Source organism: Streptomyces sp. Tue6028 (assembly GCF_002300165.1).
Lineage (GTDB): Bacteria > Actinomycetota > Actinomycetes > Streptomycetales > Streptomycetaceae > Streptomyces > Streptomyces siamensis.
The window spans coordinates 22,051-44,090 of record NZ_MLCE01000021.1 but is presented as its reverse complement, the minus strand read 5'-3'; the positions used below and the strand labels follow the sequence as shown (position 1 = coordinate 44,090).

Here is a 22,040-nt window from a genome sequence, read left to right as displayed (position 1 = left end):
GCCCATTCGCAGCGGCGCCGAATCCTCATAAGGTGAGAAGCATTGGTAGCCGGCGGTGGTCATGAGCCGCCGGTGGTCGCGAGGAGGACTGCGGTGAGCGAGACGAGCCCCAAGCTGCGTGCCGAGCTGGAGGGTATCCCCACCTACAAGCCCGGCAAGCCCGCCGCGGCCGACGGTCCGGTGGCATACAAGCTGTCCTCCAACGAGAACCCGTATCCGCCGTTGCCCGGGGTGATGGAGAGCCTCCTGACCGCCTCCGGGTCGTTCAACCGCTACCCGGACATGGCGTGCACCGGCCTGATGAACGAGCTGGCGGACCGCTTCGGGGTCCCCGTCTCGCACCTGGCGACCGGCACCGGGTCGGTCGGGGTCGCGCAGCAGCTGCTCCAGGCCACCAGCGGCCCCGGCGACGAGGTCATCTACGCCTGGCGGTCCTTCGAGGCGTACCCGATCATCACGCAGATCAGCGGGGCGACCTCGGTGAAGGTGCCGCTCACGCCGGGCGAGGTGCACGACCTGGACGCGATGGCCGACGCGATCACCGACCGCACCCGGCTCATCTTCGTCTGCAACCCGAACAACCCCACCGGCACCTCGGTGCGCCGGGCCGAGCTGGAGCGCTTCCTCGACCGGGTGCCGGGCGACGTGCTGGTCGTCCTGGACGAGGCGTACCGCGAGTTCGTCCGCGACGTCGAGGTGCCGGACGGCGTGGCCGTCTACCGGGACCGGCCCAACGTCTGCGTGCTGCGCACCTTCTCCAAGGCGTACGGCCTGGCCGGGCTCCGCGTCGGCTTCGCGATCGCCCATGAGCCGGTGGCGGCGGCCCTGCGCAAGACCGCGGTGCCGTTCGGTGTGAGTCAGCTGGCCCAGGACGCGGCGGTGGCGAGTCTGCGTGCCGAGGACGAGCTGCTCGGCCGGGTCGGCTCCCTGGTCTGCGAGCGCAACCGGGTCGTCGAGACGCTGCGCGGTCAGGGCTGGACGGTTCCCGAGACCCAGGCCAACTTCGTGTGGCTGCGGCTGGGGGAGCGCACGCTCGACTTCGCCGCGCACTGCGAGCGCGCCGGGGTCGTGGTGCGTCCCTTCGCCGGCGAGGGCGTGCGCGTCACGATCGGCGAGACCGAGGCGAACGACATCTTCCTGAAGGCGACGGAAGGCTTCCGCGCCTCGCTCTAGTCCGCCGGGAGCCCCGGGAGCCGCCGTGAGCAGCCGGCGCCGGCAAAGGCCGTCACGGGTCGGGGGCGCAGGCCGGCGGAGCCATCGCGCGGTCCGCTCGGGGCCTCTGCCCCGCGCGGTCGCGGCCGGTTCGCCGCGGGCCGTCGGCCGACGAGCGCACCGGTGGAGGACGGCCGGTGTCCGGTCCGTCGGCATCCCCCCGGTCCGTCGGGGCTACCGGCTCGCGGAAGCACCGGCGTCGACGGGTTCCACTCGGACGGGATCGCCGTCGCGCACCGTGGCCAGTGAGTGAGCGTCGCCGTCGAGGCGGCCGAGGACGTTGCACGGGCTCGCGAGGCGGCACTCGTCGCCTCGCGAGATCGGCGTGGGTCCGTAGGGGAGGGCGAGAGCGTCGCCGTCGGTCCAGAAGGCCACCGTGCCCGGCGGGACCACCTCCCGGGCGTCCGCTTCGCGGGCGACCGCGACCCCGGTGTCGAAGTAGACCTCCTCGCCCCAGGTGCGGGCGGTGGAGGAGAGCGGCAGCGCCTGGGTGGTCGGGGTGTCGTCGAGGGTCGCGGTGAGGTTTCCCGCGGGCCAGGAGATCCGTATCTGCATGCCGCGGATTCAACATTATGTTGAAGTTCAAGGGAAGCCCCCAGGCCCCCGAAGGCCCTCGAACCGACTAGGGACCCCCACCCTCACCCTTCGAACGGCCATGCGTCATAATTGCTTGTGAATGTGAACGCGTTCACAAACGTGTCCCGGTTGCTCCCGTGATGTACGTGACAAAGGGGGCAAACTGCCGCTGTACCACGGCGACGTAAGGAGACTGACGACGTGGAATTGGCTCTGGCGCCGGAGACTCTGGCGCGCTGGCAGTTCGGCATCACCACCGTCTACCACTTCCTGTTCGTCCCTCTCACCATCTCGCTCGCTGCCCTCACGGCCGGCCTGCAGACGGCCTGGGTACGTACGGAGAAGGAGAAGTACCTCAGGGCCACCAAGTTCTGGGGGAAGCTTTTCCTGATCAACATCGCGATGGGTGTCGTCACCGGCATCGTGCAGGAGTTCCAGTTCGGCATGAACTGGTCCGACTACTCACGCTTCGTCGGTGACATCTTCGGTGCCCCGCTCGCTTTCGAGGCTCTGATCGCCTTCTTCTTCGAGTCCACGTTCATCGGGCTGTGGATCTTCGGCTGGGACAAGCTCCCGAAGAGGCTCCACCTGGCCTGCATCTGGATGGTCTCCATCGGCACGATCCTGTCCGCGTACTTCATCCTCGCGGCCAACTCGTGGATGCAGCACCCCGTCGGCTACAAGATCAACGGGGCGCGGGGACGTGCCGAACTCACCGACTTCTGGCAGGTGCTGACCCAGAACACGGCGCTGACCCAGGCGTTCCACACGCTCACCGCGTCCTTCCTGACCGGTGGCGCCTTCATGGTCGGCATCGCAGCCTTCCATCTGCTGCGCAAGAAGCACATCCCCGTGATGAAGACCTCGCTGCGGCTGGGGCTGGTCACGGTCGTCATCGCCGGACTGCTCACCGCGATCAGCGGTGACACCCTCGGCAAGGTCATGTTCAAGCAGCAGCCGATGAAGATGGCCGCCGCGGAGGCGCTGTGGGACGGTCAGGACGCCGCGCCGTTCTCGATCTTCGCCTACGGCGATGTCAGCAAGGGCCACAACACCGTCGAGCTGTCCATCCCGGGGATACTGTCGTTCCTCGCCGACGACGACTTCACCTCGTACGTTCCCGGCATCAACGACACCAACAAGGCCGAGCAGGAGAAGTACGGTCCGGGCGACTACCGCCCCATCATCCCCGTCACCTTCTGGGCGTTCCGCTGGATGATCGGCTTCGGCATGACGTCCTTCGCGATCGGCCTGGTCGGACTCTGGCTCACGCGCAAGAAGTTCATGCTGCCTCAGCACCTGAGGGTGGGTGAGGACGAGGTGCCGCATCTGGTGCTGTTCAAGAACAAGGCGCTCGGCCCGAACCTCACCAAGTGGTACTGGCGCATCGCGATCCTGACGCTGGGCTTCCCGCTGATCGCCAACTCCTGGGGCTGGATCTTCACCGAGATGGGCCGTCAGCCGTGGGTCGTCTACGGCGTGCTGCAGACCCGGCACGCGGTCTCCCCCGGCGTCTCCCAGGGCGAGGTACTCACCTCGATGATCGTCTTCACGGCGCTCTACGCGATCCTCGCCGTCGTCGAGGTCAAGCTGCTCCTGAAGTACGTCAAGGCCGGGCCGCCGGAACTCACCGAGGCCGACCTCAACCCGCCCACCAGGATCGGCGGCGACTCCCAGGACGCCGACAAGCCGATGGCCTTCTCCTACTAGGCCCAGGGAGCTGCTGAGTCATGGAACTTCACGACGTCTGGTTCGTACTCATCGCGGTCCTGTGGACCGGCTACTTCTTCCTGGAGGGCTTCGACTTCGGAGTCGGCATCCTGACGAAGCTGCTGGCCCGGGACCGTCCCGAGAAGCGGGTGCTGATCAACACGATCGGCCCCGTCTGGGACGGCAACGAGGTGTGGCTGCTCTCGGCGGGCGGTGCGACCTTCGCCGCCTTCCCCGAGTGGTACGCCACGCTCTTCTCCGGCTTCTATCTGCCGTTGCTGATCATTCTTGTCTGCCTCATCGTGCGCGGTGTCGCCTTCGAGTACCGGGCGAAGCGGCCCGAGGAGCAGTGGCAGCGCAACTGGGAGACGGCGATCTTCTGGACCTCGCTGATCCCGGCGGTCCTGTGGGGCGTGGCCTTCGGCAACATCGTGCGCGGAGTGAAGATCGACGAACACTTCGAGTACGTGGGCAACGTCGGGGATCTGCTGAACCCGTACGCGCTCCTCGGTGGTCTGGTCACCCTGACGCTGTTCACCTTCCACGGCACGGTGTTCGTGGGACTCAAGACCGTCGGAGAGATCCGGGAACGGGCGAGGAAGCTGGCACTGAAGCTGGGTGTGGTGACCGCCGTGGCGGCGCTGGGCTTCCTGCTCTGGACCCAGGCCGAGAGCGGTGACACCGCGTCGCTGGTGGCGCTGATCGTGGCCGTGGCGGCACTCCTCGTCGCGCTGGTGATGGTCAACGCCGGCCGTGAGGGCTGGGCGTTCATCCTGTCGGGTCTCACCATCGTGGCGGCCGTCGCGATGCTCTTCCTGGCGCTCTTCCCGGACGTCATGCCGTCCTCGCTCAATCCCGACTGGAGCCTGACGGTCACCAATGCCTCGTCGAGCCCCTACACCCTGAAGATCATGACGTGGTGCGCGGGAATCGCCACACCGCTCGTCCTGCTGTACCAGTCGTGGACCTACTGGGTGTTCCGCAAGCGGATCGGTACGCATCACATCGCCCCGGATGCCGCGCACTGAATCCGACCCCAGGGCATGTTTCACGTGAAACGTGCCTGATGAGCCCAAGGGTGTGTTTCACGTGAAACCAATCGATCCGCGTCTGCTCCGGTACGCCCGGGCCACCCGCCTGTTCCTCATGGCGGTCGTGGGGCTGGGTGCCGTCGGAGCGGCGCTGGTCATCGCCCAAGCGATGCTCATCGCCGAGGTCGTGGTCGGAGCCTTCCAGCACGGCCTGTCGGTCGCCGAACTGCGCACACCCCTGGTGCTGCTGGTGGCGGTCGCGGCCGGCCGTGCGGTGGTGGCCTGGCTGACCGAGCTCGCCGCCCACCGGGCGAGCGCGGCGGTCAAGTCGGAGCTCAGGGGCCGGCTGCTGGACCGGGCCGCGGAGCTCGGTCCGGGGTGGCTGAGCGGCCAACGGACGGGGTCGCTGATCGCCCTCGCCACCCGAGGGGTCGACGCACTCGACGACTACTTCTCCCGCTACCTGCCGCAGCTGGGACTCTCGGTGGTGGTTCCGGTGGCCGTGCTGGCGCGCATCGTCACAGAGGACTGGGTCTCGGCGGCGATCATCGTCGGCACGCTGCCGCTGATCCCCCTCTTCATGGTGCTGATCGGCTGGGCCACACGAACCCAGATGGACCGGCAGTGGACGATGCTGTCCCGCCTGTCCGGGCACTTCCTGGACGTCGTCGCGGGACTGCCCACGCTCAAGGTGTTCGGCCGGGCCAAGGCGCAGGCCGAGTCGATCAGGAAGATCACCGGCGAGTACCGCCAGGCGACCATGCGGACGCTGCGGATCGCCTTCCTGTCGTCGTTCGCCCTGGAGCTGCTCGCCACCATCTCGGTCGCTCTGGTCGCCGTGACCATCGGTATGCGGCTCGTCCACGGCGAGATGGACCTGTACGTGGGGCTGGTGATCCTGGTGCTGGCGCCCGAGGCGTATCTGCCGCTGCGGCAGGTGGGCGCGCAGTATCACGCCGCCGCCGAGGGACTCGCGGCGGCGGAGGAGATCTTCTCCGTCCTGGAGACGCCGGCACCGGCCTCCGGGGCGCTGCGTGTTCCGGTGGGGGAGATCGACTTCGAGGGCGTGACCGTGCGGTACCCCGGGCGCTCGGCGGACGCGGTCTCGGACGCCTCCTTCTCGGTCGAACCCGGTGAGACGGTGGCTCTCGTCGGGCCGAGCGGCGTGGGCAAGTCGACGCTGCTGAACGTCCTGCTCGGATTCGTGGAGCCCGACGAGGGGCGCGTACGGATCGGCGGAACCGACCTCGCCGAGGCCGACCTGGCCGAGTGGCGCTCACGGGTCGCCTGGGTGCCGCAGCGTCCCCACCTGTACGCCGGTTCCATTGCCGAGAACGTACGGCTGGCCCGGCCCGACGCGGACGACGCGGCGCTGCGGCAGGCGCTCGCCGACGCGGGCGCGGCGGCCTTCGTCGATGCCCTGCCCGATGGCGCCGGCACCCTCCTCGGCGAGGACGGTGCCGGGCTGTCGGCCGGTCAGCGCCAACGCCTGGCCCTCGCGCGCGCGTTCCTCGCCGACCGGCCCGTGCTGCTCCTCGACGAGCCGACGGCCGCGCTGGACGGGGCGACGGAGGCAGAGGTCGTGGAGGCCGTGCGGCGGCTCGCCGTGGGGCGCACGGTTCTGCTCGTGGTGCACCGGCCGGCGCTGCTCGGGGTGGCCGACCGGGTGGTGCGTCTGGAGCCCGGGACGGCCGGCTCCACGGACGGCGGACCGCGCGTCCCGGCGTCCCGCTCCAGGGAGGCCGGCGCGCTCGTCGAGATACCCGGCTCCGAGGAGTCGGGCCGTGCGCGTCCGCTTCACGACGTGGAACCGGCGGTCGAGGGGGCCGCCTCCGGAACGGTCCTGTCGACACGGGGCGGTGTGCTCGCGCGGGTGCGCGCGATGGCCGCTCCCCGGCGCGGGCCGCTCGCGCTGGCCCTGCTCCTCGGCAGCCTCGCCCTCGGAAGCGCCGTCGGGCTGATGGCGACGTCCGGCTGGCTCATCTCGCGGGCGTCCCAGCAGCCGCCCGTGCTGTATCTGATGGTGGCCGTGACGGCGACGCGGGCGTTCGGCATCGGACGGGCCGTCTTCCGTTACGCGGAGCGGCTCGTGTCCCACGACGCGGTGCTGCGGATGCTGGCCGACACACGGGTCGCGGTCTACCGGCGCGTCGAGCGCCTGGCGCCCGCCGGACTGCGGACGACCCGGCGCGGCGATCTGCTGTCGCGGCTCGTCGCCGATGTGGACGCGTTGCAGGACTACTGGCTGCGCTGGCTGCTGCCCGCCGGAGCCGCGCTCGTCGTCTCCGCCGCCTCCGTCGGTTTCACGGCCTGGCTGCTGCCGGAGGCCGGTGCCGCCCTCGCTCTCGGGCTGCTCGCGGCCGGGGTCGGTGTCCCCCTGGTGACCGGAGCCGTCGCCCGGAGGGCCGAGCTGCGGCTCGCGCCCGCACGGGGCGTCCTGGCGACGAAGGTGGCCGATCTGCTCACGGGAACGGCGGAGTTGACCGTCGCGGGCGCGCTTCCGGCCCGTACCGCCGAGGCGCGCAGGGCCGACGCCGTACTCACCCGCCTCGCCTCCCGGGGCGCCACCGCGACCGCGCTCGGCGACGGGCTGACGGCACTCGTGTGCGGGCTGACCGTCGCGGCCACGGCCCTCGCGGGTGCGCAGGCGGTCGCCGCCGGGCGCCTGAGCGGTGTCGCGATGGCCGTCGTCGTCCTCACCCCGCTGGCCGCGTTCGAGGCCGTCCTCGGGCTGCCCCTCGCCGTCCAGTACCGGCAGCGGGTGCGCAGGAGCGCGGAGCGCGTGTACGAGGTGCTGGACGCCCCCGAGCCCGTACGCGAACCGTTGCGGCCGCAGCCCGCGCCCGCCTCGCCGTTCCCGCTGCGTGTGCGGGGGCTGCGGGCGCGCCACGAGGGACAGGACCGGGACGCGCTCGCCGACGTCGACCTGACTCTCGAACAGGGCCGACGCATCGCCGTCGTGGGCCCCTCCGGGTCCGGCAAGACCACGCTCGCGCAGGTACTGCTGCGCTTCCTGGACGCGAGCGCGGGGACCTGCACGCTGGGTGGCACGGACGCCGCCGCGATGGACGGGGACGCCGTACGCCGTCTGATCGGGCTCTGCGCCCAGGACGCCCACCTCTTCGACAGCACCGTCCGGGAGAACCTGCTGCTGGCCCGGAAGGACGCCGACGAGGCCGGACTGCGTGACGCGCTCGCCCGGGCCCGGCTCCTGGAGTGGGCGGACGGCCTGCCCGACGGCCTCGACACCCTGATCGGCGAGCACGGGGCCCGGCTGTCCGGCGGTCAGCGCCAGCGGCTCGCGCTGGCGAGGGCGCTCCTCGCCGACTTCCCCGTGCTCGTCCTCGACGAGCCCGCGGAGCATCTCGACCTGCCGACGGCCGACGCGCTCACCGCGGACCTGCTGGCCGCGACCGAAGGACGTACGACGCTGCTGATCACGCATCGGCTGGCCGGTCTCGACGCGGTGGACGAGGTGATCGTGCTCGTGGAGGGACGCGTGGTCCAGCGCGGTCCGTACGCTCGGCTGGCCGCCGCCGAAGGACCGCTGCGGGACATGGTGGAACGGGAGGCGGCAGGAGATCTGCTGCTCGGAGCCGGGCCCCTGACCGCCGCCGCGCACCCATGAAGCCGACTTTCCCTTGCAAAGGGGACTAATTAGGCTCAAGGCATGGCAGCTCCCGCCCCGCGCTCATCCGACGGCAGCCCGGACGCGGCGGTCGCGACGACCCGCGGCCTGCGTGGGCTGTCCACGGAGCTGACCGCGCGGGTGCCGCAACTGCTGGAGGCCCTGCGATCGGTCGGCTCGGGCCTCGAACTGCACGCCACCCTCAACCGGATCTGCGCGACGGCGGCCGAGCTGACGAACGCCCGCTACGCGGGTCTGGGAGTCGCGGCGGAGGACGAGGAGGGGCTCGCGGACTTCGTGTACTACGGCGTGGACGAGGACACCGCCCAGAGGATCGGGCGCCTCCCCGACGGGCAGAGCGGTCTCCTCGGGGCGCTCATCCACGACCCGGATCCGGTACGGCTCACGAACCTGGCGGACGACGCGCGCGCCTGCGGCCTCCCCGAGCACCACCCGCCGATGCGGAGCTTCCTGGGCGTCCCGATCAGGGTGCAGGGCGCGATCTTCGGCAATCTGTACTTGGCCGAGAAGCGGGACGGCCGTCCGTTCACCGACTACGACCTCCATCTGGTCCGCGTCCTGGCGGCGGAGGCGGGCATCGCCATCGGCAACGCCAGGCTGTACGAGGCCGCCCAGCAGCGCGAGCGGTGGATCGACGGCTCGGTGGCCGTCACCACGGCACTCCTGGCGGGCGACGACGCCGAGGACGCGCTCCAGGTGGTCGCCGAACAGGCCCGCCGGCTGGCCCGCTCGGCCGCGGGGATCGTGATGCTGCCCGCCGTGGAGGGTGGTCTGGAGATTGTCGCGGTCTCCTCGGCCCATCCGTCGAAGGCGCTCGGCGTGGTCGTCCCGCCGGAGAGCCAGGTCGTCGCCGAACTCCTCGACGGAAAGCCGGTGTTCGTCGAGGACGCCGCCACCGAGCCGCGCATGATCACGGACCTCGCCCGCGGCTACGGACCGATCATGATGCTGCCGTTGCAGAGCGACGGCCGGCTGCTGGGGGCCCTCGTCCTGCCCCGTGCCGAGGACGGCCGGCCCTTCACCGGGACCGAACGGGTCCTGGCGGCGCAGTTCGCCTCACAGGCCGCGCTCGCGCTGATGGTGGCCGAGACCCAGCGCGACCGTGAGCGGCTCGCGGTGTTCGAGAACCGCGACCGGATCGCCCGGGATCTGCACGATCTCGTCATCCAGCGGCTGTTCAGCACCGGGATGATGCTGGAGAGCGCACAGCGGGGGTCGGCCCTGCCCGAGGTGCGGGAGGGCGTCGGACGGGTGGTCGACGAACTCGACGTCACCATCCAGGAGATCCGCACGGCCGTCTTCGCGCTCCAGCCGGGTTCCGAGGAGCCGCCGTCCGGACTGCGCACCCGGATCCTGCGCGAGATCGACATGGCCGCCGTGCCGCTGGGCTTCAAGCCCGGCCACCGCTTCGTCGGCCCCGTCGACACCGCGGTCGGCGAGCTCACCTGCAAGAACCTGATCGCCGCGCTGCGCGAGGCCCTGTCCAACGCCTTCCGCCACTCCGGGGCTTCCCGGATCGACGTCACGGTCGACGCGGCCGCGCGGCTGCCGGACGGGCGGCAGGGCGTCCGGCTCACCGTCGCCGACGACGGCGTCGGCATCCCGGAGGGCGGCCGGCGCAGCGGGCTGCGGAACCTAGCGCGACGCGCCGAGTCCCTGGGCGGCGACAGCTCGTACGGACCGGGCATCGGCGAGGGCGGTTCCGGCACGACGGTGACATGGCAGGCCCCGTACTGAAACGTCCCGCACGCGCCCTGTTCGGCCCAGTCCTGTCGGCCATTCGTGCCGTAGGTCCCCCGGCTGTACGACGTGGACGAGACCGGGCCCGCCGAGGCGGTCCACGATCGCTGTCATGCCTTTTCTCCGCCGCCGTCCCCTGCTCCTGCCGGTGCTGTTGTGCGCACTCGCGGTTCTCGCGTCCCGGCCCACGACGGCCGAGAGCGAGGACGACGGCTCCGAGGCCGGCGCCAGGGTGGCGCGACTGTACGAGGAGGCCGCCACGGCGTCGCGCGAGTACGAGGCGGGACGCAAGGCTGCCGACGCGCAGCGGGGCAGGGCGGAGCGGGCCGAGCGGCTTCTCGCGCGCGAGCGGCAGGAGATCACGGTGCTGCGCGAGGACCTGGGGCGGATCGCGCGCGCCCAGTACCGGGAGGGGGACGGGCTCCCGTACTCCGCGCAGATGCTGCTCGCGGTCGGCGACGACGAGCTGATGCATGGTCAGGGCGCCGCATGGCGCGCGGATCTGGCGCTCGGCAACGCGGTCGGCAAGAGCCGTCGCGCCGAGGCCCGGCTCGCCGCCGACGAGGCGAAGGCACGGTCCGCCCGGAAGGCGCTGGACCAGCGGAACGGCGAACTGGCCGCGATGAAGCGGACCATCGAGGCGAAGCTCGACGAGGCGCGGTCGACGCTGCAGAGCCGGGCGGACTCCTCGGTGGAGGCGGGCTCATGCCGCGGCGCCGTCCACCTCGACGGGGCGCGGACGCACAGCGAGCGCAAGTGGGTCGCGCCGGTGCCTTCGTACCGTCTTTCCGCGCGTTTCGGGAGCGGTGGCGAACGCTGGGCGAACCGCCATACCGGGCAGGACTTCGCGGTGCCCATCGGCACGCCGGTGAGGTCGGTCGGGGCGGGCCGGGTGGTGAAGGTGTCCTGCGGGGGTTCCTTCGGCATCGAGATCGTGATCCGGCATTCCGGCGGTTACCGCACGCAGTACGCGCACCTGGCCGCCGTGGCCGTCGACCAGGGGGACCGGGTGTCGACCGGGCAGTTGATCGGGCAGTCCGGCACGAGCGGCAATTCGACGGGACCGCACCTGCACTTCGAGGTGCGGGTCAGCGACGAGCTGGGATCGGCGATCGACCCCGTGCCGTGGCTGGCCCGGCACGGGGTCCCGCTCTAGGGGGTGTCGAGCCGCTCGGCGAGGATCCGCTCGATCACGACGGCCACTCCGTCGTCGTTGTTGGCCACCGTGCGGCCGGAGGCGGCGGCGAGGACGTCGGGGTGGGCGTTGCCCATCGCGTACGAACGGCCTGCCCAGGTGAGCATCTCGACGTCGTTCGGCATGTCACCGAAGGCGACGACCTCCTCGGGGGAGATGCCCCGCTCGGCGCAGCACAGCGCGAGGGTGCTGGCCTTGGAGACGCCGGGGCCGCTGATCTCGAGGAGGGCGCTGGGGCTCGACCGGGTCACGTTGGCCCGCTCGCCGATGGCCGTGCGGGCGACCGCGAGGAAGGCGTCCGGGTCCATGTCGGGGTGGTAGGCGAGCACCTTGAGCACCGGCTGATCGGCGTCCAGGGCGTCCGCGGCGAGGAGCTTCTCGGCGGGCGCGACGATCTCCGGGGGCTCCATGTGCAGCGAGGGGTAGGCCGGTTCGAGGTGCAGGCCGTACGTCCGCTCGACGGCGTACACGGTGCCGGGCGCCGCGGAACGCAGCAGGCCGACGACATCGAGCGCGATGCCGGGCGCCAGTTCGCGGATCTTGACGAAGCGGTGGGCACCGGGGCCGCCGTGCAGGTCGACCACGGCGGCGCCGTTTCCGCAGATCGCGAGGCCGTGCCCGTGGACATGGTCGCTGACGACGTCCATCCAGCGGGCCGGGCGGCCCGTGACGAAGAAGACCTCGATTCCGGCCTGTTCGGCGGCGGCGAGGGCGGCGATCGTACGCTCGGACACCGACTTGTCGTCGCGCAACAGGGTGCCGTCGAGATCCGTGGCGATCAGCCGGGGCGGAACGGTGGAGGCCGGGGTCTCGGGCCGTCGAGTCGCTGAGGTCACCCGCTCATTCTCGCGCATATGCCCGCACGGCCGTGCGGCGGTCCGCACAGTTGAGTGGTTACCGTCCTCACCAGCGCCGTTACACCCCGTCGCGCTCACGGAAGCTGGGCGAGGGCCTCCATGGCGATCTGCTCGAAGACCTTCACGTCGGCGGCGAAGACCGAGTCGGGGATCGGCCAGTGGATCACGATCTCGGTGAAGCCCAGCTCCGCGTGCCGGCCGGCGAAGTCGACGAACGCGTCGAGGGACTCCAGGGGACGGCCCTTGTCCGGGGTGAACCCGGTGAGCAGGATCTTGTCGAGCTCGGACACGTCCCGGCCGATCTCGGCGCAGGCGTCGGCCAGCTTGTCGGCCTGCCGGCGAATGGCCTGAACCGACTGTTCGGGGGTGCCCGTCTCGTAGAGCTTCGGGTCGCCGGTCGTCACCCAGGCCTGCCCGTGCCGGGCGGCGAGCTTGAGGCCGCGCGGGCCCGTGGCGGCCACGGCGAAGGGCAGCCGGGGGCGCTGCACACAGCCCGGGATGTTGACCGCCTCGTGCGCGGAGTAGAAGTCACCGCCGTACGAGACGGACTCCTCGGTGAGCAGGCGGTCCAGCAGCGGCACGAACTCGCCGAAGCGGTCTGCGCGCTCGCGTGGGGTCCACGGGTCCTGGCCGAGCGCCGTCGCGTCGAAGCCGGTGCCGCCCGCGCCGATGCCCAGGGTGATCCGGCCGTTCGAGATGTCGTCGAGGGAGACGAGTTCCTTGGCGAGGGTCACCGGGTGCCGGAAGTTCGGCGAGGTGACGAGCGTGCCGAGGCGGATGCGGTCGGTGACGGCGGCCGCGGCGGTGAGCGTCGGCACGGCGCCGAACCACGGGCCGTCGCGGAAGCTCCGCCACGACAGGTGGTCGTAGGTGAAAGCGGTGTGGAAGCCGAGCTGCTCCGCGCGCTGCCAGGCGGAACGCCCGCCCTCGTGCCAGCGGACGTACGGGAGGATCACGGTGCTGAGGCGCAGACTCATGCTTCGAGCGTAAGCGGAACCAGACGGTGGTCGTGGCCACCGCATGATCGTCGACGGCCCGCACGGACCGCGGGCACGGTTGTCCCGGGCGGTCGGCGAGGTCGGCGGGTCACCGGGGGCACGGTTGCCCCGCCGCGGTCGGCGGCGTCAGTGCGGCGCCGGAAAGCGCAGATAGCGCGGGGGTACGGCCTGGGTCAGCCAGACGCCGTTCGCGCTGACGTGGAAGACATGGCCGTCGCGGTGCATGGCGGCGGCGTCCACGGAGAGGACCACCGGCCGGCCGCGGCGGGCACCGACACGGGTCGCGGTCTCCCGGTCGGGCGAGAGGTGCACGTCGTGCCGGCTCATGGGCTTGAGGCCCTCGGTGCGGATCGCGCCCAGGCTGGACGCCACGGTCCCGTGGTAGAGGTACGCCGGAGGAGTCGCCGGGGGCAGTCCGAGGTCGACCTCCACGGAGTGGCCCTGGCTGGCGCGGATCCGGGTGCCCTCGACGGCGAAGCGCCGCTTGTCGTTCGTGGCGACGACGTGGTCCAGTTCCTCGCGCGTGATGCGGAAGCCGTGGGCGGCCGCCGCGGCGATCAGCGTGTCGATCTCGACCCAGCCGCCCTCGCCGAGCGTCAGCCCGATCCGCTCGGGCTGGTGCCGCAGGTGCTTCGAGAGGTACTTCGACACCTTTACGGTGCGTCTTTCATCCATACGTACATCCATCTTGTCATTCGATCTCTTTGTTCTATGTTCCGTCCGGTCCTCGTTCGCGGGGGTGTGCGGCTCTCGTCGGTCGAGCTGTACGCCACCCGTTCGTCGTGCCGTCGGGTTCACCAGCGTGCCTGGCGAGACGCTGATCACGCATTTGATTTTGGTCCGGAGGTTTGATCCACAACCAAGTCCGGTTATCCACAGGGGATTTGAAGATTCTGTGGACAACCTGGCGGGGATTTAGGGGGATTGATCAATCATGCCGCGCTTGGCGTGATTTGCTGCCAGGTGGTCCAAGGCGCGTGCCTGGACCTCGCGTTCGGCCGCAGCGGTGACGAAAGCGGCCACCTGCGACGGACCAACCAGGTTCGCCACCGCCCGCATTGTCTCCGCGGGGATCTCCACCGAACGCGCCTTGTCGGCTCTTTCCCGGGGCTGCCCAGCCCCCAGCTGCTCGCGCAGATGCCGGTGCGCGAACAGGCGCATGGCCCTGGCCAGTTCGGCGTCGACCGTCTGCTGCGCCAGAGGCCGCAGCCGTCGTACGAGGGAGGCCGCCTCGGCCGCCTCCGCGTCCGTCGGCGGGTGCTCCCCCAGATAGCGGGCGAAGACGTGCTCGGTCGTGAACTCCAGGAAACGGTCCGCGATATGTTCGACCTGAACCCTCAACTCCCGCAGGTGACCTGAGATCGCTGACAGCGGAACGCCCGCGGCGTGCAACTCCACTGCCACGCCCAGCTCTTGAGGGCTCGGGACGAGGAACGTGTCGTCGTCGCCGGGAATGCGCTCCAGCACACCCAGCTCCACGGCCTCGGCCACCGCCGCGTCGTCAGGGCTTCCGCCGAACCGCGCGTCCAGCTCGGCGCGCGAGATCCGCGCGGCCTCCTCGTCGGTCCACGGCCCGTCCACCTCGGCGACCAGACCGAGGACCCCGCCGAGGCCCCGGCCGGTGTCCCAGGCCTCCAGCAGTTCCTTGATGGACGCCAGCGTGTAGCCGCGGTCGAGGAGGTCGGCGATCTGTCGCAACCGGGCCAGATGCGTGTCCGCGTACACGTTGGCGCGGCCCCGCCGCTCGGGGCGGGGGAGCAGACCGCGGTCCTGATAGGCGCGGATCGTCCGGACCGTGGCACCGCTGAGGTGTGCCAGATCCTCGATCCGGTAGGCGGCACCGGCCGCTTCGTCGCTCACGCTCCCTGCCCTTCCGCGTCGCCCGGCGAAGCCGCCCGGCGGTCGCTACGCGGTCGCCGCACGCCCGATCGCCACGGCTGCCGTCCGTGCCGCCGGCGAAAGTGCCAGGTAATCGACGGCCCGGCGCAGTGACCCCTCCTGGGACGGATGGTACGACCGCCGCAGACAGCGCGGTACGGCCGCGCCGAGCTCCTTCCACCCGGGCAACAGCCCCTTGCGCACAGTCCTTTCGAAGGAGACCCGGCGCGGCGCGATCGCACCGCGCCCGGGGACTCCCGCGGGCTCCGTGGTGCTCACAGCGGTGGCTCCAGCCGGGCGATCGCGCGCAGCGCCTTCGGGGTGAACCGTGACATGAGGTGGGCGCCGCGGGCCTCCGGGGTGACGGGGACGACCGCCTGGTTGCGGACGACGGCGCGCAGGATCGCGTCGGCGACCTTCTCCGGCGGATAGTTGCGCAGGCCGTACAGCCGGGCGGAGTTTTTCTGGCGCCGCTTCTCCTCCGCCACGTCGACGCCGGCGAAACGGGCGGTCGAGGTGATGTTCGTGTTGACGAAGCCGGGGCAGATCGCCGAGACGCCGATCCCCTGCCCGGCCAGCTCCGCGCGCAGGCACTCGCTGAGCATCAGTACGGCCGCCTTGGAGGTGCTGTAGGCGGGCAGGGCCTTCGAGGGCTGGTACGCCGCGGCCGAGGCGGTGTTGACGATGTGGCCGCCCTGGCCGCGCTCGGCCATCTGCTTCCCGAAGAGCCGGCAGCCGTGGATCACACCCCACAGATTGACGTCGAGGACCTTCTTCCAGTCCTCCGACGTCGTGTCGAAGAAGGAGCCGGAGAGCCCGATCCCGGCGTTGTTCACCAGGACGTCCACCACGCCGTACTCCGTGGCGACCTTCTCGGCGAGTTTCTCCATGGCCTGCTCGTCGGAGACGTCGACCGTCTCCGCCCAGGCCTCGGGGGAGCCGATCAGCCGGGACATCTCCGCCGTGCGGGCGGCGCTCCCCGCGTCCCGGTCGACGGCCACCACGCGCGCGCCGGCTTCGGCGAACGCGAAGGCGGTGGCCCGTCCGATGCCGCTGCCCGCGCCGGTGACCAGGACGAGCTGGCCCCCGAACCGGTCCGCGTACTTGCCGGTGGCCGCTGTGCCCTGCGCGGGCAGTCCGGCCTCCCGGCCTTCGTTGGCCGTCACGAACTCGGTGATCCAGGCGGCCAGCTGGTCGGGCCGCGTGCGCGGAACCCAGTGCTTGGCGGGGAGCGTGCGGCGCAGCAGCCGGGGTGCCCACTCCTCCAGGTCGTCGTAGAGCCGCTCGGACAGGAACGCGTCGCCCAGGGGCGTGATCAGCTGCACGGGCGCGTGGGCGTACGCGTCGGCGCGCGGCCTGCTCAGCCGGGGCCGTACGTTGTCGCGGTACAGCCATGCGCCGTGCGCCGCGTCCGAGGGCAGCGACGCGGTCGGGTAGTCGCCCGCGGGCACCTTCTCGAACCGCTCGAGCATCTTCGGCCAGCGCTTGCCGAGGGGGCCGCGCCAGGCCAGCTCGGGCAGCGCAGGAGTGTGCAGCATGTACACGTACCAGGACTTGGCGCCCTGCCCGAGGAGCTGGCCGACCCGGCGGGGGGTGGGCCGGCGCACGCGCTGCTTGATCCAGTGCCCGAAGTGGTCGAGGGACGGACCGGACATCGAGGTGAAGGACGCGATCCGGCCCTCGGTGCGTGCGACCGTGACGAACTCCCAGGACTGCACCGAGCCCCAGTCGTGCCCCACCAGGTGCACCGGACGGTCCGGGCTCACCGCGTCCACGACCGCGAGGAAGTCGTCCGTCAGCTTCTCCAGGGTGAACCCGCCGCGCAGCGGCTGCGGCGCCGACGACCTGCCGTGCCCGCGCACGTCGTACAGCACGACGTGGAAACGGTCGGCCAGTCGTGCGGCGACCTCGGACCACACCTCCTTGGAGTCCGGATAGCCGTGCACGAGCACCACCGTGGGCTGCCGGTCGTCGCCCAGCTCGGCGACGCACAGCTCGATCCCGCCCGTCCGCACCCAGCGCTCGCGCGCACCTTCGAGACTCACTTGTCCTCCGCCCAGCGCCGCACGTGCGGCAGATCGTCGTCCAGCCAGAAGGCGCTCGCCTCGGGGTCCTTGGAGTCGGTGACGACCAGGATCTCCTCGAACTTCGCGCCCGTGCCCCGGAATCCGAGGTGGGGTTCGACCGCCCACAGCCCGGGCTGCGGCGGATGGTCGGAGAAGCGGTACGGCGACCACAGCGGCGACCAGCCGTCCCGGTGCCCGCGCAGGGCGTCGCTCGCCAGGCCCTTCAGGGCCTGGGTGCCGAACCCGAATAGACGCGGGGACCAGGGACGCTCCCTCACCCGGTCCACCTTGTGCGCGATCACACCGAAGGGGTACGCGCGGTGCCGGTTGGCATACCCCTGGCGGACCATGAGCCGGTCCACGTCCTCGTAGATCTCGCGCAGCGTGCGGCGCTCGCGCACCTCGCGCAGGATGAGCTCGCGGTGCGCCTCCAGGTCGGCGAGCAGCTTGTCCTGGAGGGGGTTCGGGCCGAGGGAGCCCGAGTAGCCGATGTCGGCGGTGAAGCCCTTGTGGACCGGTGCCATGTCGAGGATGAAGGGCATCCCCGGCTCCAGCCGCCGGTTGGTCGGGAAGAACTGGAGCGGGACGCGGAAGCCGACGAACGCCGTGCGGTCGCCGAACCAGGCGAAGGGCAGGTGGAACCAGTCCCGCACCCCGCGCCCGCGCAGCCAGTCGCGCTGCATGCGTGCCGCCTCGCGCTCCGTCACACCGGGCTTCAGCTGCGCCGCGACCGCCTCCGCGCACTCGTACGCGAGGCGCTGCACCTCTTTGAACCCGCGCAGTTCGTCTCTGAACCCGCGCAGCTCCGCGGAGAGTTCGCCTGCCACTGCCGTCGTCATGCCACCGCCCCACACCCTGTCCACGCTGACCGCGGTACGTGTCCGTAACTTGACACTGGCGAATGTGACAGTAGTTAGAGGCTGCGTCAATAGCCGAGTGCGGCGCCTGTGGACAACCGGCCCGTCGTGGACGGCCGGCACCCCCGGACGGGCGGCCCGGCCGGGGGCGCTGCGACGGACGGCATTCGACCTCAGGGGGACCCCTACGGGCCCGTACGACTGGAGTCTGACGCGGATCCAGCTCCGTGGTCTGACGACCGCTGTGGCGTGCGCCACTACCTTCGAAACGTGACTGTGATCGCGACCGAAAGCCTGAGCAAGCGGTTCCCCCGGGTGACCGCGCTTGACCGGCTCTCCGTGGACGTCGGGCCCGGTGTGACCGGACTCGTCGGAGCCAATGGAGCCGGCAAGTCCACACTGATCAAGATCCTGCTGGGTCTGTCCCCCGCCACCGAGGGCCGCGCCGAAGTGCTCGGACTCGACGTCGCGACCAAGGGCGCCGCCATCCGCGAGCGGGTCGGGTACATGCCCGAACACGACTGCCTGCCGCCCGACGTCTCGGCCACCGAGTTCGTCGTCCACATGGCGCGCATGTCCGGCCTCCCGCCGGCCGCGGCCCGCGAGCGCACCGCGGACACCCTGCGCCACGTCGGCCTGTACGAGGAGCGGTACCGCCCCATCGGCGGCTACTCGACGGGCATGAAGCAGCGCGTCAAGCTCGCGCAGGCCCTCGTCCACGACCCCCAGCTGGTCTTCCTCGACGAGCCGACCAACGGCCTCGACCCGGTCGGCCGCGACGACATGCTCGGGCTGATCCGCCGGATCCACACCGACTTCGGCATCTCGGTCCTGGTCACCTCGCACCTCCTGGGCGAGCTGGAGCGCACCTGCGACCACGTCGTCGTCATCGACGGCGGCAAGCTGCTGCGGTCCAGCTCCACCACGGACTTCACCCAGACCACCACGACCCTCGCCATCGAGGTCACCGACACCGACGAGCACCCGGACGGCACCCTCGCGGTGCGCGACGCGCTGCACGGGCGCGGGATCGAGACGCACGACGGCAGCGGCCTGCCGGGCGCCGGGCACATCCTGCTGCTGACCGCCGAGGGCGAGGAGACGTACGACCTCGTCCGCGATGTCGTCGCCGACCTCGGCCTCGGCCTGGTCCGCATGGAGCAGCGCCGGCACCACATCGCGGAGGTCTTCAAGGACAGCGACGAGCAGCGGAAGGAGGCGGTCGGCCATGGCGGTTGAGCAGCCCACGGCCCGGGAGGCCGAGCAGACCCGGATCCACAACATCGGCTACCGCAACTACGACGGACCGCGCCTGGGCCGCGCGTACGCCCGTCGCTCCCTGTACTCGCAGTCCCTGCGCGGTGCCTACGGACTCGGCCGCTCGGTCAAGTCCAAGGTGCTGCCGATGCTGCTGTTCGTCGTGATGTGCGTCCCCGCCCTGATCATGGTGGCGGTCGCGGTCGCCACCAAGGCGAAGGACCTGCCCGTCGACTACACGCGCTACGCGATCATCATGCAGGCCGTGATCGGCCTGTACGTGGCCTCGCAGGGACCGCAGGCCGTCTCCCGCGACCTGCGTTTCAAGACCGTCCCGCTGTACTTCTCGCGCCCCATCGAGACCGCGGACTACGTGCGGGCCAAGTACGCGGCGCTGGCCTCGGCGCTGTTCGTCCTCACCGCCGCGCCGCTGATCGTGCTCTACGCGGGAGCGCTGCTGGCGAAGCTGGACTTCGCCGACCAGACCAAGGGGTTCGCACAGGGGCTGGTCTCCGTGACACTGCTGTCGCTGCTCTTCGCCGGGATCGGCCTGGTGATCTCCGCGCTCACGCCGCGCCGCGGCTTCGGCATCGCGGCCGTCATCGCCGCCCTGACCATCTCCTACGGGGCGGTGTCCACCGTCCAGGCCATCGCCTTCGAGCAGTCCAGCACCGGAGCCGTCCCGTGGCTCGGCCTCTTCTCGCCGATCACGCTGATCGACGGGGTGCAGACCGCTTTCCTGGGCGCCACCTCCGCGTTCCCCGGAGGGGAAGGACCCTCGTCCGGGCAGGGCCTCGTCTACCTCATCGTCGTCCTGGGGCTCATCGCCGGCTGCTACGGCCTCCTGATGCGCCGCTACCGAAAGGTCGGGCTGTGACCACGCTCAACATCGACCACGTCTCACGCTGGTTCGGCAACGTGGTGGCGGTCAACGACATCACGATGACGATCGGCCCCGGAGTCACCGGCCTGCTCGGCCCGAACGGCGCCGGGAAGTCCACCCTCATCAACATGATGGGCGGCTTCCTCGCCCCCTCCACGGGCACCGTCACCCTCGACGGCGAGCAGGTCTGGCGCAACGAACGGATCTACCGGCACATCGGCATCGTCCCCGAGCGCGAGGCGATGTACGACTTCCTCACCGGCCGCGAATTCGTCGTCGCCAACGCCGAGTTGCACGGCCTCGGCGACAAGGCCGCCCAACGTGCGCTCGCCACGGTCGAGATGGAGTACGCGCAGGACCGCAAGATCTCGACGTACTCCAAGGGCATGCGACAGCGCGTGAAGATGGCGTCCGCGCTCGTCCACGACCCGTCGCTGCTGCTGCTCGACGAGCCGTTCAACGGTATGGACCCGCGTCAGCGCATGCAGCTCATGGACCTGCTGCGGCGCATGGGCGACGAGGGCCGCACGGTGCTGTTCTCGTCCCACATCCTCGAAGAGGTCGAGCAACTCGCCGCGCACATCGAGGTGATCGTCGCCGGACGGCACGCGGCGAGCGGCGACTTCCGGCGCATCCGCCGCCTGATGACCGACCGCCCGCACCGCTATCTGATCCGGTCCAGCGACGACCGGGCGCTCGCCGCGGCGCTGATCGCCGACCCGTCGACGTCGGGCATCGAAGTCGACCTGGCCGAGGGTGCGTTGCGCATCCAGGCGGTCGACTTCGGCCGGTTCACCGCCGTGCTCCCGCGCGTCGCGCGCGAGCACGGCATCCGGCTGCTCACGGTCTCGCCGTCCGACGAGTCCCTCGAGTCCGTCTTCTCGTATCTCGTCGCGGCATAGGAGGCCGAAGATGTACGACCCCACAGTCGCCCGGCTCACCTACCGTGGCCTGCTCGGCCGGCGCAGGGCCTTGATCCTGTGCGCCCTGCCCGTCCTGCTCATCGTGATCTCCGCCGCCGTACGCGGCTTCACCGGCGCCGACGACCAGGTGGCCTCGGACGTGCTCGGCGGTTTCGCGCTCGCGACGATGGTGCCGATCATCGGCGTCATCGCGGGCACCGGCGCGATCGGCCCCGAGATCGACGACGGCTCGGTGGTGTATCTGCTGGCCAAGCCCCTCAAGCGGCCCACGATCATCTTCACCAAGCTGATCGTCGCGATCGCCGTCACCATGGCGTTCTCGGCGGTGCCGACGTTCATCGCGGGCCTGATCCTGAACGGCAACGGCCAGCAGATCGCCGTCGCCTACACCGTCGCCGCGCTGGTCGCCTCGATCGCGTACGCCGCCCTGTTCCTGCTCCTGGGGACCGTGACCCGGCACGCGGTGGTCTTCGGACTCGTCTACGCCCTCGTCTGGGAGGCCCTCTTCGGGTCGCTGGTGTCCGGCGCGCGCACGCTGAGCGTCCAGCAGTGGGCACTCGCCGTGGGCCACAAGGTCACCGGCGGCGACCTCGTCACCTCCGACGTGGGCCTGCCGACCGCGACGGTGCTGCTGATCGGGGTCACCGTGCTGGCCACCTGGTACGCGGGGCAGCGGCTGCGGTCGCTGACGCTGGCCGGCGAGGAGTGAGCGGGTTCCACGCGCGCGCGGCGGCCGTCACGGTGCACGCGCGCGTGGAACCCCGCCGAGGCCGCCCGTCCACCGGGCGGCCTTTTCTTGACATCGGCTTCACCTGTGCCCGGGCACACTGGGCCAAGGGGATGCGTTGCTAGGAGGACGGGGATGTCCGCTGAGGAACTGAAAGGCGACGGGGAACCCGGGGACGTCTGGGACGACCTCGTCCTGGACGAGGACTTCATACGGTCCGCGGATACGGCCGAGCCCTCGGCCCGCGCCCGTATGCTGGCCGCCCGCTGGCGCCAGGGAGGGCCCGACCCGCAGCCCTGGCGGTCCGACGAGCCGCCCGCGGGATGGTTCTTCAGCAAGGCGCGACGGCGCAGGTGGCGCCGCCGCTGACCGCGGCTTCCGAGGGCCACCGCGTACGGGGCGCCGCCGGGGCGGGTGACCCTGACCCGGCACTGCGTGCGAGCCCGGCATTTATTCGGTGGCATCCAAATCGGCTCCGGGG

18 protein-coding genes and 1 pseudogene are annotated in these 22,040 nt (G+C 71.0%); 11 read left to right on the top strand and 8 right to left on the bottom strand.

Translation table 11 applies throughout. The annotated features are described in order from the left end of the window. Window positions 1–93 precede the first annotated feature (93 nt). On the top strand, window positions 94–1,173 hold the full coding sequence (gene hisC / locus BKI49_RS18570; RefSeq protein WP_095935402.1) for a histidinol-phosphate transaminase: 1,080 nt from the start codon (window positions 94–96) through the stop codon (window positions 1,171–1,173). 213 nt (window positions 1,174–1,386) lie between these two features. Here hisC and BKI49_RS18565 read toward each other — a convergent pair whose 3' ends face one another. After that, entirely contained in the window at window positions 1,387–1,767 is a 381-nt protein-coding gene (locus tag BKI49_RS18565; protein WP_095935401.1) for a cyclophilin-like family protein, read from the bottom strand. Window positions 1,768–1,989: 222 nt separating this feature from the next. Between BKI49_RS18565 and BKI49_RS18560 the strand changes: the two genes are divergently transcribed. From BKI49_RS18560 to BKI49_RS18540, 5 genes are all read left to right on the top strand, one after another. Next, the gene (locus BKI49_RS18560) at window positions 1,990–3,498 is read left to right on the top strand and encodes a cytochrome ubiquinol oxidase subunit I (RefSeq protein ID WP_095935400.1); all 1,509 of its coding nucleotides are present in this window, start codon (window positions 1,990–1,992) and stop codon (window positions 3,496–3,498) included. A 20-nt stretch (window positions 3,499–3,518) separates the two neighbouring features. Then, a complete protein-coding gene (cydB, locus tag BKI49_RS18555; protein ID WP_095935399.1) occupies window positions 3,519–4,526 on the top strand; it encodes a cytochrome d ubiquinol oxidase subunit II in 1,008 nt (335 codons plus the stop codon). 61 nt (window positions 4,527–4,587) lie between these two features. Then, a complete protein-coding gene (gene cydD / locus BKI49_RS18550) occupies window positions 4,588–8,157 on the top strand; it encodes a thiol reductant ABC exporter subunit CydD (RefSeq protein ID WP_095935398.1) in 3,570 nt (1,189 codons plus the stop codon). A 42-nt stretch (window positions 8,158–8,199) separates the two neighbouring features. Next, window positions 8,200–9,915: a sensor histidine kinase gene (locus BKI49_RS18545; protein WP_095935397.1), complete on the top strand. Its 1,716-nt coding sequence runs from the start codon at window positions 8,200–8,202 to the stop codon at window positions 9,913–9,915. Between the two features lie 115 nt (window positions 9,916–10,030). After that, complete coding sequence (locus tag BKI49_RS18540; RefSeq protein ID WP_095935396.1) at window positions 10,031–11,074, top strand: M23 family metallopeptidase; 1,044 nt, start codon at window positions 10,031–10,033, stop codon at window positions 11,072–11,074. Here the strand turns inward: BKI49_RS18540 and BKI49_RS18535 are convergent. From BKI49_RS18535 to BKI49_RS18505, 7 genes and pseudogenes are all read right to left on the bottom strand, one after another. Further along, a complete protein-coding gene (locus tag BKI49_RS18535; RefSeq protein WP_095935395.1) occupies window positions 11,071–11,967 on the bottom strand; it encodes a Cof-type HAD-IIB family hydrolase in 897 nt (298 codons plus the stop codon). The genes BKI49_RS18540 and BKI49_RS18535 overlap by 4 nt on opposite strands. Before the next feature lie 77 nt (window positions 11,968–12,044). After that, the gene (locus BKI49_RS18530) at window positions 12,045–12,947 is read right to left on the bottom strand and encodes an LLM class flavin-dependent oxidoreductase (RefSeq protein ID WP_095935394.1); all 903 of its coding nucleotides are present in this window, start codon (window positions 12,945–12,947) and stop codon (window positions 12,045–12,047) included. A 147-nt stretch (window positions 12,948–13,094) separates the two neighbouring features. After that, the gene (locus BKI49_RS18525; protein WP_095935393.1) at window positions 13,095–13,643 is read right to left on the bottom strand and encodes an RNA 2'-phosphotransferase; all 549 of its coding nucleotides are present in this window, start codon (window positions 13,641–13,643) and stop codon (window positions 13,095–13,097) included. Window positions 13,644–13,883: 240 nt separating this feature from the next. Beyond that, window positions 13,884–14,828, bottom strand: a complete 945-nt coding sequence (locus BKI49_RS18520; RefSeq protein ID WP_095935392.1) for a MerR family transcriptional regulator — start codon at window positions 14,826–14,828, stop codon at window positions 13,884–13,886. 45 nt (window positions 14,829–14,873) lie between these two features. After that, a pseudogene (locus tag BKI49_RS35875) lies at window positions 14,874–15,056 on the bottom strand (metal-dependent hydrolase); the annotation flags it as partial. A gap of 65 nt (window positions 15,057–15,121) precedes the next feature. Continuing rightward, window positions 15,122–16,891 carry an SDR family oxidoreductase gene (locus BKI49_RS18510; protein WP_095935391.1) on the bottom strand — a complete coding sequence of 590 codons (1,770 nt, stop codon included), beginning with the start codon at window positions 16,889–16,891 and terminating at the stop codon, window positions 15,122–15,124. Continuing rightward, on the bottom strand, window positions 16,888–17,751 hold the full coding sequence (locus BKI49_RS18505; RefSeq protein ID WP_095935390.1) for a M24 family metallopeptidase: 864 nt from the start codon (window positions 17,749–17,751) through the stop codon (window positions 16,888–16,890). Before BKI49_RS18505 ends, BKI49_RS18510 begins: the two co-directional genes overlap by 4 nt. Window positions 17,752–18,045: 294 nt before the next feature. Between BKI49_RS18505 and BKI49_RS18500 the strand changes: the two genes are divergently transcribed. The 5 genes from BKI49_RS18500 to BKI49_RS18480 all read left to right on the top strand — a co-directional run bounded on the left by BKI49_RS18500 (window position 18,046) and on the right by BKI49_RS18480 (window position 21,928). Continuing rightward, window positions 18,046–19,008, top strand: a complete 963-nt coding sequence (locus BKI49_RS18500) for an ABC transporter ATP-binding protein (protein WP_095935389.1) — start codon at window positions 18,046–18,048, stop codon at window positions 19,006–19,008. Beyond that, a complete protein-coding gene (locus tag BKI49_RS18495) occupies window positions 18,998–19,903 on the top strand; it encodes an ABC transporter permease subunit (RefSeq protein ID WP_095935388.1) in 906 nt (301 codons plus the stop codon). The genes BKI49_RS18500 and BKI49_RS18495 overlap by 11 nt, the downstream gene beginning before the upstream one ends. After that, entirely contained in the window at window positions 19,900–20,811 is a 912-nt protein-coding gene (locus BKI49_RS18490; protein ID WP_095935387.1) for an ABC transporter ATP-binding protein, read from the top strand. Before BKI49_RS18495 ends, BKI49_RS18490 begins: the two co-directional genes overlap by 4 nt. Window positions 20,812–20,821: 10 nt before the next feature. Continuing rightward, on the top strand, window positions 20,822–21,541 hold the full coding sequence (locus BKI49_RS18485) for an ABC transporter permease (protein ID WP_095935386.1): 720 nt from the start codon (window positions 20,822–20,824) through the stop codon (window positions 21,539–21,541). 153 nt (window positions 21,542–21,694) lie between these two features. After that, window positions 21,695–21,928 (top strand): SGM_3592 family protein, encoded by a 234-nt coding sequence (locus BKI49_RS18480; RefSeq protein ID WP_028804039.1) that lies wholly within the window; start codon window positions 21,695–21,697, stop codon window positions 21,926–21,928. Window positions 21,929–22,040: the final 112 nt, after the last annotated feature.